Raw genomic sequence first — 14531 nt, 5'->3', positions numbered from 1 at the left:
TACATTAATTAATCATCTTTATTTTTTGAACTATATCACCTTCTATTTTGAAAGCAGCCTCATCAAAATCTGGTGCGCTTACAGTAGGTTTAAAGTTAGTAGAAAACCCATAACCTTCTTTTGGAATGCCAAACATATTTTTGTCCATTTCACTATTTCCATTTTCATCGTGAAAGAGCGCAAAAGCATAATTGCCAGTCTCTAAATCTGAAAAAACGATAGTTGCTCTTTTATTTTTTATCTCTACTTTCATTTTTCTGATTGCCTTTTTTTCATCTTTTGGAAAGCCAGCCTCTCCGTTGAAAAGAGCTATCATAATTGTTCCTTTATCACTCTCTATGTTCGTTACTTCTACTGTAAGCGTATGTTGTGCCAAGGAAATATTAGAGAAAGAAAATAAAGCTAGAAACAGAGTAGCAAAAGACAGTTTTGTAATGATAACATTTGAAAACTTCATATTAGTAAACTAGGTTAGTTAAAAAGAATTAGAGTACTAGACATAAGATAAAAAGTTGTTGGTATCGCTATGCTAAAACAGCAAATATCTGTTCATATCCAGTACTCTAAAAAAGGGTAATTATTCAGCCCTTCATATTTTCTATATCCAACCCTATTATTAAGCCAAATGTTATTTTCATCTCTGCAAACACATAACTTTTAATAGTTTTTTATAGTGTTGAGCCTAACCTTTAACAGTTTCTGAGACACTAGCATCTTCAAAAGAAGCCATATTATTTATAAAATTTACGGCAGACTTCAAGAGTGGATAAGCCACAGCACACCCTGTCCCCTCTCCCAAACGCATGCCTAACAAAAGTAGTGGCATTACTCTCAAATGCTCTAACATGTGTGCATGTCCATATTCATCTGACTGATGCGAAAAAATCATATATTCTTTGGCTTGTGGGTAGAGCGCATGAGCTATCATGGCAGCAGAAGTCGCAATAAATCCATCTACCAAAACAACCATTTTTTGCTCTGCTCCCTCCAGCATTGCTCCAACCATGTGTGCTATTTCAAACCCTCCAAACGTAGCCAAAACTTCTAAAGGCTTCATATTTTTGGGATATTTTCTATTAGCTTGTTTCAAAATAGCCAGTTTTTTTTCTAAGCCTTTTTCGTTTAGTCCTGTTCCACTTCCTACACACTCTGCGAGCTTCATTCCTGTAAGATGATGCAAAATAAAGGAAGCAGAAGAAGTATTTCCAATTCCCATCTCTCCAAATCCAATCACATTTGTTCCTTTTTTAGCAATATCTTTTACTATATTACTACCTTGTTCTATACATTTCAAACATTCTTTTTCACTCATAGCAGGTTTTTCTAAGAAGTTTTTTGTGCCGTGTGAGATTTTTAAGTTTAAAAAATGCGTAAGTTCTTTATCAAAATCGCCTTTTACTCCTGTATCTGCTACAATTAGTTCTATATTGTTCTGCTTGCAAAATGTGTTTATAGCAGCTCCTCCATTTAGAAAGTTCTTTACCATTTGGTAGGTTACTTCCTGTGGATACTGGCTCACACCACTTTCTGCAATGCCATGGTCTCCAGCAAATACGACAATATGAGGATTGGTAAGTTTGGGCGACAACGTTTGTTGGATAAGTCCTATCTGAAGAGCAACCCCCTCTAACCTACCTAGAGAACCAATAGGTTTTGTTTTCTGATTAATTTTGCGTTGTAAATCAGGTCGTAAACCTAAAGATATTGTTGGTATGGAAAAAGATAAAGACATCAGAAATCAGTTATTAACTAAGTAATTTATTATTTCTCTCAAAAATACAATACTTTGTCTTATTAGCAATAAAAATAAAGAAAAAGAGTTTCATTAGTAAGTACAGGTTTGCTTTATGGATAAATGTCTTGTTTTTTTAAAAAAAGCAACTTTTTCCTCATAAAATGAGTACTAGATATATCTATATTTTATTATTACTTACCTTTTAATTTTACTATGCGTTCTATTTTCATTCGTATTTTTATTGCTTTTGTTTTCTTATCTTTTGTTGGGGTAACAACTTCTTGTCAGCGTTCTGCTTGCTATACCAAACCTAGTGTTGCTAAGAAAAAACGTGCAAAGTATAACAGTTATCAGTATAGATAATCTATTTAAAGCAATTTTTTTACGTAAAAAAACACCCAACAAAATGATTTTATTGGGTGTTTTGCATTTTTAGAAATCTATAAATTATTCGAAATCTACTCTTCTAAGCACCTTAACTTTTACATAATCCTCAATTTTAGGATTGTAATATTCTTTTTCATAATATTCTATGCTTACATCCTTTCCTGTAAGATTCGAATAATTTTCTTTTAGCTCCTCTGAATTTTCAAAAAACTCTAGCCAAAGCATATTGTGTGAGCGCCCCTCTTCATCTTTAACGACTATAGTTACGAAGGCTTCTTCTTCTACTTTTGTAATTGTCCCTGTCAGAGCCTGTACTTTTACTTCCTCATCTTTGTTAGATTTTCTTTTCTCTTCAAGTTCTTTTTTAGCAAACCCCATAAAAACAGCAGGACACTTTGTAGCCATTGCTAACCCAATATCTTCACCAAAACGAGTGATATTTTCTTCATTTTCAATATCAATACCTACTTTTTGAATTTGATTTTGATTTTCACCTATAGACTGCATCAAACACAAACCAAGTTTTAGTTTAAGTGCTTCTCCATCTTCAAAATCTACATCACTACTAGAGATACAATCACAGACTTCTTGTGCCATTCTATCTTTTAGAGCATCTGCTTTTTTATTTTGAGCAAAAGAGAGCGTAGAAAAACTAACACAACAGATAACTAAAAAAACGGCTTTTTTCAAGGAATTCATATTTTTTTTTGGGTTGAAATAATAATAATTTGGTAGCATCTTATAGTTTAGATGTAAAATTCTATTTGCTTAATCTAATTAAAAAAGAACAAATACAATATTGTCTTGCTACCAATAAATAATAAAAGCATAAGATTTGTTAAAACGTAAGAATTATCAATAAAGTTGCTTAGTTCTATCAAAGAATATAAGAAATTAGTTTCTAAAATTTCTGAGTAAAAACATTGTAGAAAAAGTAGCGTACAGTCCTGCACTAAAATTGAGTTCTTGGGTTTCTAAATTGTAGAAAGGAGCTAGACGAAAAATAATATTTGCCTCGTCTTTTGCTATATTCGGAATTGAAAAGTTAGTCAAGACTCGGCAGACAATTAGGTTTCTCAATGGCTGATTTTCTGTGTTTGGGTCAAAAATTCGACTTACAGAACTATAAATATCTCCCCCTAAAGGAGCTACAAACTCTTGTCCTCTCCAATACGAAATCATAAACTGATGCTTGCGTGTAGCAAATTCTACATTGGCATAGATTCCTGTTCCGTTTTCAAATTCAAAACTTGGAATAGAAGAATTATCTAAAAAAAATGTTCCATAAAGTTGTGTTTTTATATGTTTCAAGCGAGGTTTTTTTTCTTTGCTTCTGTCTAAGTAATACGTTATAGTATTTCCTATGGCTGCATTGAAAATGGTAACTAAAGGCGTATCTGTGGTGTTGATTTGCCCACCTCTATGAATTGCTGTAAACTGCAAAGGAAATGTTGCTCTCCATTTTTCAGAATCATACACTTGATGTTCTGTACTAAGCCCAAAATGTAGCTCTTCGTCAAAATCTGAATAGGGATAAATCATAGTAACCCAATCTATCCAAGTATCTAAAGATGTTTTTTTAGATAAAAACTTATACTGTACACCATTTTCTAGCCTTCTATTGATAATATTTTCAAAATTGAACAATGGTTCTATCAAGCTGTGTTGTAAATTACCTTCTAAATTTCCAAAAATGAATTTATGTTTGTTTTTTCTATACAAAAACTGGAAATAGGGTTGGATTTGTCTCAAACCTTCATTTCCAAAATCTTTTCTTAAAAAAACACCTGCCGAAATCTTGAGTGTGGAATCAGAAGAATAAGAAAGTTTGGTTAGAAACTGTGAACCAAAAAGTGTATAACCATCGGCTATTGTTTCGAAATACTCTCTATTTCTAAGAAAGCCAAAATAATTGGCTTCTATATAGAGTTTTCTCTGATTTTTTTTGGCAGAATCAGAAAAAGACAATCGCTCATTTTGAAAATAAAAAGAACGATTGTCTATTTGTGCAAAAACTAAAAAGGGAAATAAAAACAATAAAAAACTGATGAACAATAACCTCATTATACTTTTAGCAATAAATTTTTAATTCTTAACTGTCCATTTATTTAGTTCCTGTTGTCTCTTATGTATTTTCCTTTCTCGTCCCATTCTCTTCGTACATAAGGTTTTACATTTTTATCAAAAGGGTCTTCTGTATATTGGGTTTCTATGTGGCGTTGTCCTTTTGCATTTTTTCCTTTTCCATCATAATAACTCATCCAACGTTTTACTCTTCTTCCGTACTGGTAATTTCCTTCTTCCTTTATCGCTCCACTCTCATAGAAGAGAATATAATGTCCGTGAATATAGTTGCTCTTCATCGGAATTATTTCCTTGATTTTTGTTTTTTTCTTGTCGTAATAGACAAATCTTGTGTTTTTTGGAAAACCTCTGTGATAAATTTCTTTTTCTGTCAGTACTCCACTAGAATGATATTTTTCCCAACGTCCGTGTTTTGTTCCTGCATAATAAATTCCACTCTCTACTACTTTTCCATTTTCTTTTCTTTCATACGGACCGTGTAAAATCAAGTGATTATCTCTACTCACACGAGGCAAGGTTTTTATTTTTTCAGACTGAATATCAAAAACATAATATACATCTACCAAAGGGTCTGGGTTTCTAAAATCTTTGAGATAATAAAACGTTTCCACCACTGTTTTTCGTCCTTGTTCATATTTTCTAAAAATGCGTTTGGTTTCTAAGCCATAAAAATATCCTTTAGGTTCTTTATTTTTTTTCTTTCTCTTTTTAGAAGAAGAACCATTTTTCTTGAGGTCTAAAAATAACATGGCTTCGCCTTCTTCGCTAGAATTGCTAACCACATCTCTATTTTTTTTATCTCCATTGAGTAAAATAATTGGCTTTGTATCTGTTGTTAGTTCGGTGGGAAGAGAATCTTGGGCAATAATATTTTGACTGCCAAGAAAGAAAAATATCCCTAAAAAAATGGTTTGAACTATAACTATATTGAATTTCATAGATTTTTCTGCTCTTTTTATTAATGTATAAATTGATTCTTTTAGTGGTAAATTTACAAAAATTACACCTATTACTACTATATGAGCTAGACTTTAACAACTAATAAATTATTGTACAATATAAAGATTTTATTGAAACTTATTACACCCTTCAAACGTATGAATAATCAAAGATAAGTTTTTACTATTTACAGAATATCCCCTTTTACCTATGAAACGATTTAATAAAACTTATATACTACTCATCATCACTGGGGCTTTACTTCTCCTTTTTAGCTTCATTTGTCAATATTACGCACCTACTCCAGACCTACTTAATGGAATATTGAAAGGTAGTTCGGTCGGATTAATGCTTTTGGGTGGTTTACTTTTATCTAAAGAATACATTGAGGAAGTATAAGAAATAAAACACTTTATAGGATTGCTTTATTAGAAAGGTTTGCATTAAATTTGCGCTATAAACAAGAAATACTTACTATTTTCTTTTCATAAAGAACACACCTACCCAAGACAATTATCTTTCTACATGAGATATTTGTCAAATAAACAATCCTATCTAACTATGAAATTCTTATTTACTTTTTTTTGCTTTAGTTTTCTATTGCTTTTTATAAGCAATTCTGTGTGTTTTGCACAGCAAGATTCTACCAGTTTAGAAATTGTTATTACAGAAGATAACTATGAAGAAAATGATTCTACTATGAATGTTGAGTTAAGCGAAGCTATCGTCATTTCAGACTCAACAATTTCTCCATTAGACTCTAATCGTCGTCTCATTCGTCCTACCAAAAACTTAGCACAACTTCAATCTGAATATACTCCTTATGCTGTTACTGCTGCCAATGTAGGAAGTCTTGAACCTGAAGAATTAGAAGGGCGTTTCAGAATGTTAGAAGATATACGTCGTCATTTGAGATTAAACATTCGTTGGCGTACTGCTTACGGCGCAAAAGAAGAAGACTTAAAAGGAGAAACAGCTCTTATGAATCAGCTGAGAATAGGAATGGCATTAGCAGAAATACACGCTAAAGAAGAAAGACAGCGACGTGCAGATGAGGCTATAAAAGACCTACTCAACACCAACCCCGAGCAAATGTACGATAAAGAAACTCTCAAGCTCAATAATCCCAATATTATAAATACACTCAAAGAGAATATTTTTTACAGTTCTAGGTCAGCAGATTTTAACTCTGTAGCACTCGGTACTGTTCTTCCCAACTGTAAAGATTTTGGACTTCATCCTCATACAAGAGCTACAGGCTATCGCTTAGGCATTGGCGACCATACAGACAAATACAATTTGCTTATTTTGAGATTACATACTGGAGAAATGAAAGCCTTTCTGTGGGACGATGTCTATGCCAAAATTGTGGATGTGATGTAGATTCAATGATAAATTATGAAACTTCTGCTTGTTCCATTTTTTCTAGTTATTCATCTAACACTATATGCACAGTTTGATGAGAAATTTTATTTTCCAAGTAACAACTGGACAGATTTTGATGCTATAAATTACGACTCTTTCATTCATAAAGTAGAACAAGACACTATAACTTCTTATTTGCTTTATCCAACACAGCAAAAAGCAAAAGCCACCATTTTGTATTTTCATGGAAATGGTGGTAATGTTTCTAGTTATATAAAATACGTAGAGCCACTTTTAGAGAGTGGCTTTCAAGTTTTTATGGTAGATTTTAGAGGCTATGGAAAATCTACTGGTAAGCCTACTCATTTGAATATTTTATCAGATGGAAAACTGTTTTTTGATTTTGCTATTACTCATAAAAAAGTTGTGAGTAAGCCTATCATTATTTGTGCTGTATCAATGGGAAGTCAGATTGCCACTTATTTGGCTAGAAAATACGAAGGTAAAATTTCAGCACTTATTTTGGATAGTGGCATTAGTTCTTTATCAGATATTGCACTTTCCTTTGTTCCCAAAAATCAACATAGTTTTGTAAAAAACAGTCTTAGGCTTCCATACAGCGCAAAAGAAGATATACAATACTTAGAACAAGTTAAAGTTTTGTTTATCCATTCCAAAACGGATAAAGTAGTTCCTTTTCATCATTATCAAATCGTAAAACAAAACTGCAAAGCTCCAAATCAGTCTTTGATTTATGACGGAAAACATATTGCTTATCCTGTTTTGTTTACTCAAAGGTATATTGAAGCTATAAATACGTTATTAAATTGAACTAAATAATTATACAAAATTATCAATTTAACCTACCTCTTCCTAAACACAAACCCTACAAACGTTCTGTCAGAAGCCCAAAACTCATGTATTTTATCAAATTTTTGAGGATTTTCTAAGAAATGTTTATAATTAAGCATAGCTTTATTCTGCTCTGGACGATACGAATAATGCGAATCCCAAAAAATCAGTCCACCTTGTGGAAGCTCTGCAACTGTGGTAGAATCTATTGATTTTGGCATAATTTCAAAACTCTCTGGAATTTCATCTAAATAATAATAAAAAAGTTGATGATTTACCAAAATAGGAGTTTTTCCGTATTGATTAGTAAAATTCTCATACCATTTTGCCATACTCTTTACACTGGAGTCTTCCTCTGAGAGTAGCTTGGGTTTGAGTGTAATGAGTGCCATAAAAATTGCAAAGACAGCAAAAGCAATTCTAGCTTGTGAGAAAGAAAGCCCAACAATAAGCAAAACAATCGTTCCTAAAACAGCAATCAGAGGCGCAAAATAACGCTCTACCTCAAATGCTCGCCCAGCCTGTGCCATTCGTGCAGCATAATCTTCATCTAAAAGCATAATCTGATTGTCTGGATAGGTCATATAAATTCCTACCAAAGCAGCCATAGGAACAAGCACATAAACTACTTTCCAAGCCTCTTTTGTATTTCTGTATTCTTCCACAGTAAGCGCAGCCATTACACTAAAAAGTGGTGCAACAATAATCAGATAACGTAAGTTTCCAGCCGTTGCAGGACCAATCGGAACAGACTGAATATTAAAAATGCAGTACATCAAAAAATAAAGTGTTGGAAGAATGGCAACTGTAATATGTGGAATTTTCTTTTGAAAGGCTTTTAGTGTAAAATAACCTACAATGAGAGTAATAATAATTCCTCCATAGACCGTAGCAGACATCAAGAAATAATGTTCAAAGCCCTGTCGTGGATATTGGTCACCTATTTCGCTACTCGTTTTCAAGACTTGGTTGAGTAGATACAAAAAATCACCTGTGATGGCAAAGCCCCAAAAATTATGAACGAGTGGAAAAACACCTGTCAAGAGTGCTGGAAGCCACTGTTTTTTATAGAGCAAAAAGAAAAAATAAAGAGCTAAAAACGGATAAAACTCTTGTCTTATAAAGACAATATACGAAGCAGCTAATGCAGCAAAAGCATATTTTTTGTCTTCATTTAGATAAACAGCCAAAATCAGAAGGAAGGCAGCCAAAAGTTCAGAATAATTGCGAAACGAAAGTCCAATCCAAAAAGGTTGTGTCAGAAGAAAAACTAAAGCTAGTGCTGGAATTTTGACATCTATTTTTTGGGCTAATTTGAAGGCAAAAAAACCAGAAAAGGCAGCTAAAAGACAGTTAAAAAATGTAACAAAATGAACTCCCAAAAGCGAAGGCAGCGCATAGACGAGCTTAAAACCTGGTTTTTCCCAGTTGCTCAAAATTCTATTTGGATTAAACCAAAAACGTTTCATCGAAACATAATGCACAGCTTCATCTTGCTGATAAAATCCTTCTGAAACAAAGGAAAAAGCAAAATACAAACAGGCAGCAACAAGCGTTAAGATAAGAGCTAGTTTTGTAGAAATAGGAGAAAAAAGAAGGTTAGGGTCTTGTGCCTCTGATTCTTCTTTTTTTTGTATTGGTGTAGAAACTTTTGAAGAACTATTTTTTTGTAGTGTAGGGTTAGAGACTACTTTCGTTTTTGCTTTAGATTTCTTCTTCTTTGCCATTTTGAAGGAACTTAGTTTTTTTATAACATTGAAAAACCCTAAAGTTTTTAAAGACCTTAGGGTTTAAACTCACGTCAAAATTAGTAAAAAAATCTTATTGAGAGGGGGCAGTCTGACAAAGATTTATTTTTTTATTCTCTACTAAAATCTAATGTATCTAATCTGAATCCATTATCTGTCGATTTTACTAAAATATATACTCTGAATGTATTTCCATTGGTAGCTACATATTTTCCAATTACGTATTTTAGACCTTCTTTTGAAGCTCCTTTATGAATATATTCAAAACTCTTAGCTGGATTTTTTGTAAAGAAATCTTTCAAAACAAATTCGGCTTGCGATTGGCTATAGGTTGCCTTTTGGTCGCTAAGTCCGATTTCGATAGCATCATGACAAAGTTTGACAAGTTCTTTTGTAGAAGCTGCTCCAATAGCTGTTTTGGCTGTATTTATTACTTCGTCTTCCGTTTGAGCAAAAGTAGGAGAGGTAGAAAAGATTCCCCAAACCAGTCCGAAGGTTATCCAAAGAAAAAATAATGGTTTCATAATGTAAAAATTTAGCAGCTTTTTAAAATAGAATAGTTTGTATAATTATTTTGAGTTTGTTTCTAATACAATGACATTACAAAGGTATAATTTATAAGCTCTAAGTAAGGCTGTATATTGTGTGTAAGTAGAACAAATAATTTTAAACTTCTACTCTTAATGCAAAGATTTGCTAAAATAGTGCCAATAAAAAGAATTTCTTATATAAAGCTAATGACATGCCTAACCGTAAAAAATATATTTATGTTCAATCAATAAATTGTTTTTTGCTAAGTCTAGGGTATTTAATTTTTAACGCCTTTTAGCAGTCTTATTTTCTTGTATAAGATGAAGTTTTACGTAAATTAGCTCCCTAAACATGTTGTTATTTTTTAAACATTTAGGAAACTGCACGTCACTTTCTACAATCTATTTACCTTATTATGAAAAAAATTTTTCTTGTTTTGTTTGTTCTTATACTAATCGGTATGGGTGCTTTTGTAGTATATTACTTTCTAAATCAGAATGAAGAAGTAGAAGAAAACATTGAATTAGTTTCGCCAAGAAAAGATTCTATCATTAAAAAAACAGTTGCTACAGGTTCTATTGTTCCCTTGAAAGAAGTGGCTGTAAAGCCTGCTGTTTCAGGGATTATAGACAAAATTTTCTTTGAAGCAGGTCAAGAAGTAAAAGTAGGAGATGTAATTGCCAAAATAAAAGTCATTCCTAACATGACCAACCTCACAAATGTCCAAAACAATTTAGAACAAGCAAAGATAACATTAGAAATGCGTGAGCGTGAAATGAAACGTCAAAAGCAGCTTTTTGACGATGGTGTTATTGCAGAGCGTGAGTATATGCTGGCAAAAGATGATTATGATTTGGCAAAAAACCAAGTGAGTGCAGCAGCAGAAAGTCTAATTATTGTTCGTGAAGGAACTTCTAGCCGTTCGTCTAGTACGCTTACCCTTGTAAAAGCCACTACAAGTGGAGTTATTTTGGATGTTCCAGTAAAAGAAGGAGCAAATGTTATTGAAAGCAACACATTTAATGAGGGAACGACGATTGCAACGATTGCAGACTTAAACAATATGATTTTTGAAGGTATGGTAGATGAGGCTGAAGTAGGAAAACTCAAAAAAGGAATGGACTTAGTCTTGACGATTGGAGCAATAGACAATGAGAAGTTTGATGCAGAACTAGATTTTATTGCACCAAAAGGTATAGAAGAAGAAGGAGCAATTAAATTTCCAATCAAAGCAGATGTTCAGCTCAAAGAAAACCAGTTTATTCGTGCTGGCTATAGTGCCAATGCAGATATTGTTTTGGAAAGAAAAGATGGCGTAATAGTAATTGAAGAGGCGTGGTTACAATCTTCTAATAAAAAAGTCGAAACACAAAAAAATAACGAAACTAAAGAAACTTCAAAAGATTCTACTCAAACAGAAAATAAAGGTTCAAATTCTAATCAGGAAACTGATGCTATGTATGTAGAAGTACAGACAGGTGATAATGTCTTTGAAAAACGCTATCTTACTCTTGGGCTTTCCGATGGAATAAATATAGAAGTTGTAAAAGGTTTGAATGTAAATGATAAAATCAAGAAACCACAATAAGTAATTGATAACTGGACTTACGCAGATTAGTCTCCTGTACCACACAGAGCAGCACGTTGTGTAAGTTCAGTTGATAATTTATAAATGGACAATTATAAAAACTACTGATGAAAGTTTTGTAAACCAGTTTATTTAATGCTAATTTAGAATCTTAACTGTTCGTTTCATTCATTTTCGCTTTATTCCGTTTCATTTTGAAAAAAGTAGCCATACACAGTAAAGATATTGCAGAGAGTAAACTGTTTTTTATCAAACAGATTTTTACAGAATTAGAAAATTATGGAGTAGAAATTATTATTTCAAAAGACTTTGATAGGCTTCTTCATTCTATTAATTTTCGTCCCAATATTGTAGGAGTTTTTTCTGCCCCCCATCATCTTATAGGTGTGGATTTAATGCTCTCTGTGGGTGGAGATGGTACTTTTTTAGAATCAGCTACTATTGTACAGCATCAAAATGTTCCAATTTTGGGTATCAACACAGGGCGTTTGGGCTTTTTGGCAACGACTTCAAAAGAACAAATTCATAGCGCAATAGAAAGCCTAATGGCTGGACATTATGAGCTAGACGAGCGCATTTTGCTAGAACTAGAAGCTGACCGAGATTTATTTAAAGGTGTAAACATTGCCCTCAATGAATTTGCCATTATGAAACGAGATTCATCTTCTATGATTGTGGTTCATACGTACATTGATGGTGAATATTTGAACTCTTATTGGGCAGATGGGCTTATTGTAGCTACTCCGACAGGCTCAACAGGCTACTCTCTAAGTGTTGGTGGTCCTGTGGTAGTTCCACAGTCTAATAACTTTATTATTTCTCCTGTAAGCCCTCATAATTTGAATGTGCGCCCTCTGATTGTTCCGACAGAAAGTGTGATTGCTTTTGAAATTGAAGGACGTAGCAAAAACTTTTTAGTCTCTTTAGATTCTCGTTCTCGTAAGGTAGATAGCAATGTTCAACTTGCTGTTAGGAAATGTAATTATACTTGCAAAATGGTTCGCTTAGATGGAGATAGTTTTCTCAAAACACTTCGTGAAAAACTCAACTGGGGCAATGACATTCGAAACTATCTGAATCGTTATTAAAAGAAAAGAGCATTCTCTAAAATCTGTTTTCCTTCCTGCAAATCTACTTTATTTTTTTTCAAGTAAGCCAAAATTAGTTCAAAAAATGATTTTTTATCTACTCTAAAAGCTCTTAATGTATCAAAGTTGAGTTCTGATGTAGGTTGTAGGAATGTTGTGCTGTCATACCAAATTTTATTTTCCTTTACAAACCAGTTTTTTGACTTCTTATTTGTTTTTTTAGAGTTGTTCTCTTCGAAAACTTCCACTACCTCAAATTCAACCTTGTTTTTTTGCTGCTTTAAAAATCTTTGTAGTAAAAACTCTCCTTGATTAGCAAAATGATGAAAATCTTTATAAACAGGAATACGTGGAGTTTCACTTTTCAAATCGTCTTTGTATTTTTTCCTAAACATATCTCGCTGCCAAACAGCAAAAATATATCCCAACACAAGGCGAGTTGTCATATTTTGCTCTGTCGGAATAACAAAACTTTCTGTTTCTTCTAGCTCTAGTTTCTGCCAATAGCCTTCTATCTGTTCTATAGCTTTTTCAGCATTCTCAAAATATTTTTTTAGTGTTTGATGGCTTTCCTTATTTCGTGTGGCTTTATTTTCCAGTCTTTCAAAAGTCCGTTTTACTTCTTCAACTGTCTTACTGATTTGTTCTAATTGTGTGTATGTAATTATTTGGGGCTGATGTAAATTTTGTTTTACTTCATTTACTATTTTGCTCTCATCCTCATCTAAAACGCTAGATAAAGCCTGTAATTCAAAAGCTAATTCTTGATGAACCTGTAAAAATTCAAAATCTGATAAATCAAACAGTGTTTGAATAGCTTTTTCTATGTTTTCTGTTCGCTTCTCAAAGACTGCTGCATAACTTCTTCTAAATTTAGATAGTGTTTTCTTCGAAAAATTGACTAGCTTTCTTTTCCTTCCTTCAAATTCGTCATATATATAAAAAGGGAAAATATAAGCATTTGGCAAAATTTCATTCAAAAAACTAGAAGGAACAGGCTTATCAGTTGCCCAAACTTCACCTCCATTCCCTGTATTTGCCCAAAAAATCAAAATATTTTCGCCTTGTTTTCTGTTTGGAAACAGTTTGTCTAAATCATACGACTCTTCGAAAATAGACTTTTCATAATACCACTTTCCATATTCAAATACTGAAACCTGTGTTTCTATACTATTTTTCTCATTGAAGTATAATAATTCTTTCTTTGTATCTTGACTAGCTTGTTTTTTATCTGTCGTTTGCTGTATTTTTTGCTCAATAATTTTGACAATATCTTTTTCAAATAGCGTGTTTTCTGCTAGTTTGGAAGCTAAGATATTTTTTTTCTTTTCTAACTTATCCTTGGCTTTTTCTTCTGATACTACAACTTGATAGTTATGATTTTGAATAAAATTCTTTACTTTGAAAATCAGATTATTTTCTTTTTTTGAATTTAGTTCGATAAAATTTTCTATCTTTTGTATAGGAATAGCTCTATAATGAACCTTAAAAATAGAACTAGCAGCCATTAGTTTTTGATAATCTGACAAAACTGGCTTTGGCTTCCACGTATTAGCTACAAAATCATTTTGGACATGAATTGAATTCTGGTTCAATAAAGTATAGAAAACACCTTGTTGTAACTCTGTTTTTTTATGGAAAAATATTCCTAAGCCTCCATTATTTTCATAAATTTCTATGCGTTCGAACCAACCTTCCAACAAACGACGCATCGAATGGAGCGATTTTTTTTCTATAAAATCTTTCTGTTTTGTATCAAGCAAAACAAACAAAATTCCACTTTTAGAAAGCTGCTTAAATGCTGTTTGAATAGATAAGAAAAGCTGTTTATCTTTCTTAGAAAGCGATTGAAAAAATGAAACTTCATTACTAGAATGAAAATTTTGATGGTTTGTATCTAAAATGATTAAATCAAAAAATGAGTTTTCTATCTTCTGTAAAAGCTCTGAATTATCTGAAATTCCAAAAATTCCGACTTGTGAAATAGGTTTCTTGTTTTGAATAGCAAAATTAGACGTTTCATTTTGCGAAGAAAAAGCCAAAAGCAAATCAGAAAATTCATCAAATGTGCCAAAAAGTGTATTTTTTTTAAATGCTTCTTGATATATTTCTAATGATTTTAAAATCTGACTCTCATTGCACCAAATTTTTTGAGATGGATTCTTATTTATTTGTTCTTGAATGAATGGAATAAAATCTAGTTTGTATTCTTC

General features: G+C 32.4%; 14 protein-coding genes. 6 read left to right on the top strand and 8 right to left on the bottom strand.

Annotated features, from left to right (window positions below; all coding sequences use genetic code 11):
- Positions 1-4: 4 nt before the first annotated feature.
- Positions 5-457, bottom strand: coding sequence for a DUF2141 domain-containing protein (locus QZ659_RS01245; protein WP_291720670.1), 453 nt, complete (start codon positions 455-457; stop codon positions 5-7).
- A 225-nt stretch (positions 458-682) separates the two neighbouring features.
- Positions 683-1732: a nicotinate-nucleotide--dimethylbenzimidazole phosphoribosyltransferase gene (cobT, locus tag QZ659_RS01240; RefSeq protein WP_291720667.1), complete on the bottom strand. Its 1050-nt coding sequence runs from the start codon at positions 1730-1732 to the stop codon at positions 683-685.
- Between the two features lie 216 nt (positions 1733-1948).
- Between cobT and QZ659_RS01235 the strand changes: the two genes are divergently transcribed.
- Positions 1949-2098: a hypothetical protein gene (locus QZ659_RS01235; protein WP_291720664.1), complete on the top strand. Its 150-nt coding sequence runs from the start codon at positions 1949-1951 to the stop codon at positions 2096-2098.
- An 84-nt stretch (positions 2099-2182) separates the two neighbouring features.
- Here the strand turns inward: QZ659_RS01235 and QZ659_RS01230 are convergent, their stop codons facing one another.
- From QZ659_RS01230 to QZ659_RS01220, 3 genes are all read right to left on the bottom strand, one after another.
- Positions 2183-2821 (bottom strand): hypothetical protein, encoded by a 639-nt coding sequence (locus QZ659_RS01230; protein WP_291720661.1) that lies wholly within the window; start codon positions 2819-2821, stop codon positions 2183-2185.
- Between the two features lie 195 nt (positions 2822-3016).
- Positions 3017-4159, bottom strand: a complete 1143-nt coding sequence (locus QZ659_RS01225; protein WP_291720657.1) for a hypothetical protein — start codon at positions 4157-4159, stop codon at positions 3017-3019.
- 71 nt (positions 4160-4230) lie between these two features.
- Entirely contained in the window at positions 4231-5145 is a 915-nt protein-coding gene (locus QZ659_RS01220; RefSeq protein ID WP_291720654.1) for a toxin-antitoxin system YwqK family antitoxin, read from the bottom strand.
- 211 nt (positions 5146-5356) lie between these two features.
- On the opposite strand from QZ659_RS01220, the gene QZ659_RS01215 reads away from it, so the two are divergent.
- The 3 genes from QZ659_RS01215 (at position 5357) to QZ659_RS01205 (ending at position 7342) form a co-directional block, all read left to right on the top strand.
- Positions 5357-5545, top strand: coding sequence for a hypothetical protein (locus QZ659_RS01215; protein ID WP_291720651.1), 189 nt, complete (start codon positions 5357-5359; stop codon positions 5543-5545).
- A gap of 162 nt (positions 5546-5707) precedes the next feature.
- On the top strand, positions 5708-6529 hold the full coding sequence (locus QZ659_RS01210) for a hypothetical protein (RefSeq protein ID WP_291720648.1): 822 nt from the start codon (positions 5708-5710) through the stop codon (positions 6527-6529).
- 15 nt (positions 6530-6544) lie between these two features.
- Positions 6545-7342, top strand: a complete 798-nt coding sequence (locus QZ659_RS01205; RefSeq protein ID WP_291720645.1) for an alpha/beta hydrolase — start codon at positions 6545-6547, stop codon at positions 7340-7342.
- Between the two features lie 32 nt (positions 7343-7374).
- Here the strand turns inward: QZ659_RS01205 and QZ659_RS01200 are convergent, their stop codons facing one another.
- Both QZ659_RS01200 and QZ659_RS01195 read right to left on the bottom strand, forming a co-directional pair.
- Positions 7375-9090, bottom strand: coding sequence for a hypothetical protein (locus QZ659_RS01200; protein ID WP_291720642.1), 1716 nt, complete (start codon positions 9088-9090; stop codon positions 7375-7377).
- A gap of 131 nt (positions 9091-9221) precedes the next feature.
- Entirely contained in the window at positions 9222-9635 is a 414-nt protein-coding gene (locus QZ659_RS01195) for a DUF4783 domain-containing protein (RefSeq protein ID WP_291720639.1), read from the bottom strand.
- Between the two features lie 422 nt (positions 9636-10057).
- Here QZ659_RS01195 and QZ659_RS01190 point away from each other — a divergent pair, with 422 nt between their 5' ends.
- Positions 10058-11230, top strand: a complete 1173-nt coding sequence (locus QZ659_RS01190; RefSeq protein ID WP_291720636.1) for an efflux RND transporter periplasmic adaptor subunit — start codon at positions 10058-10060, stop codon at positions 11228-11230.
- Positions 11231-11424: 194 nt separating this feature from the next.
- Positions 11425-12318, top strand: a complete 894-nt coding sequence (locus tag QZ659_RS01185) for an NAD kinase (RefSeq protein WP_291720633.1) — start codon at positions 11425-11427, stop codon at positions 12316-12318.
- Here the strand turns inward: QZ659_RS01185 and QZ659_RS01180 are convergent.
- The coding region (locus QZ659_RS01180) for a type ISP restriction/modification enzyme (protein ID WP_291720630.1) at positions 12315-14531 on the bottom strand (2217 nt) is incomplete at its 5' end. The genes QZ659_RS01185 and QZ659_RS01180 overlap by 4 nt on opposite strands.

The sequence above is a fragment of the Bernardetia sp. genome (assembly GCF_020630935.1).
Taxonomy (GTDB): Bacteria; Bacteroidota; Bacteroidia; order Cytophagales; family Bernardetiaceae; genus Bernardetia.
Note: the sequence above shows the minus strand (reverse complement) of the source record. Positions and strands in the feature narration are given on the sequence as shown.

What these genes read in the sequence shown, in the direction of transcription:
- QZ659_RS01245 (WP_291720670.1), bottom strand. Translation starts at nt 457, where the DNA reads ATGAAGTTTTCAAATGTTATCATTACAAAACTGTCTTTTGCTACTCTG.
- cobT (WP_291720667.1), bottom strand. Translation starts at nt 1,732, where the DNA reads ATGTCTTTATCTTTTTCCATACCAACAATATCTTTAGGTTTACGACCT.
- QZ659_RS01235 (WP_291720664.1), top strand. Translation starts at nt 1,949, where the DNA reads ATGCGTTCTATTTTCATTCGTATTTTTATTGCTTTTGTTTTCTTATCT.
- QZ659_RS01230 (WP_291720661.1), bottom strand. Translation starts at nt 2,821, where the DNA reads ATGAATTCCTTGAAAAAAGCCGTTTTTTTAGTTATCTGTTGTGTTAGT.
- QZ659_RS01220 (WP_291720654.1), bottom strand. Translation starts at nt 5,145, where the DNA reads ATGAAATTCAATATAGTTATAGTTCAAACCATTTTTTTAGGGATATTT.
- QZ659_RS01215 (WP_291720651.1), top strand. Translation starts at nt 5,357, where the DNA reads ATGAAACGATTTAATAAAACTTATATACTACTCATCATCACTGGGGCT.
- QZ659_RS01210 (WP_291720648.1), top strand. Translation starts at nt 5,708, where the DNA reads ATGAAATTCTTATTTACTTTTTTTTGCTTTAGTTTTCTATTGCTTTTT.
- QZ659_RS01205 (WP_291720645.1), top strand. Translation starts at nt 6,545, where the DNA reads ATGAAACTTCTGCTTGTTCCATTTTTTCTAGTTATTCATCTAACACTA.
- QZ659_RS01200 (WP_291720642.1), bottom strand. Translation starts at nt 9,090, where the DNA reads ATGGCAAAGAAGAAGAAATCTAAAGCAAAAACGAAAGTAGTCTCTAAC.
- QZ659_RS01195 (WP_291720639.1), bottom strand. Translation starts at nt 9,635, where the DNA reads ATGAAACCATTATTTTTTCTTTGGATAACCTTCGGACTGGTTTGGGGA.
- QZ659_RS01190 (WP_291720636.1), top strand. Translation starts at nt 10,058, where the DNA reads ATGAAAAAAATTTTTCTTGTTTTGTTTGTTCTTATACTAATCGGTATG.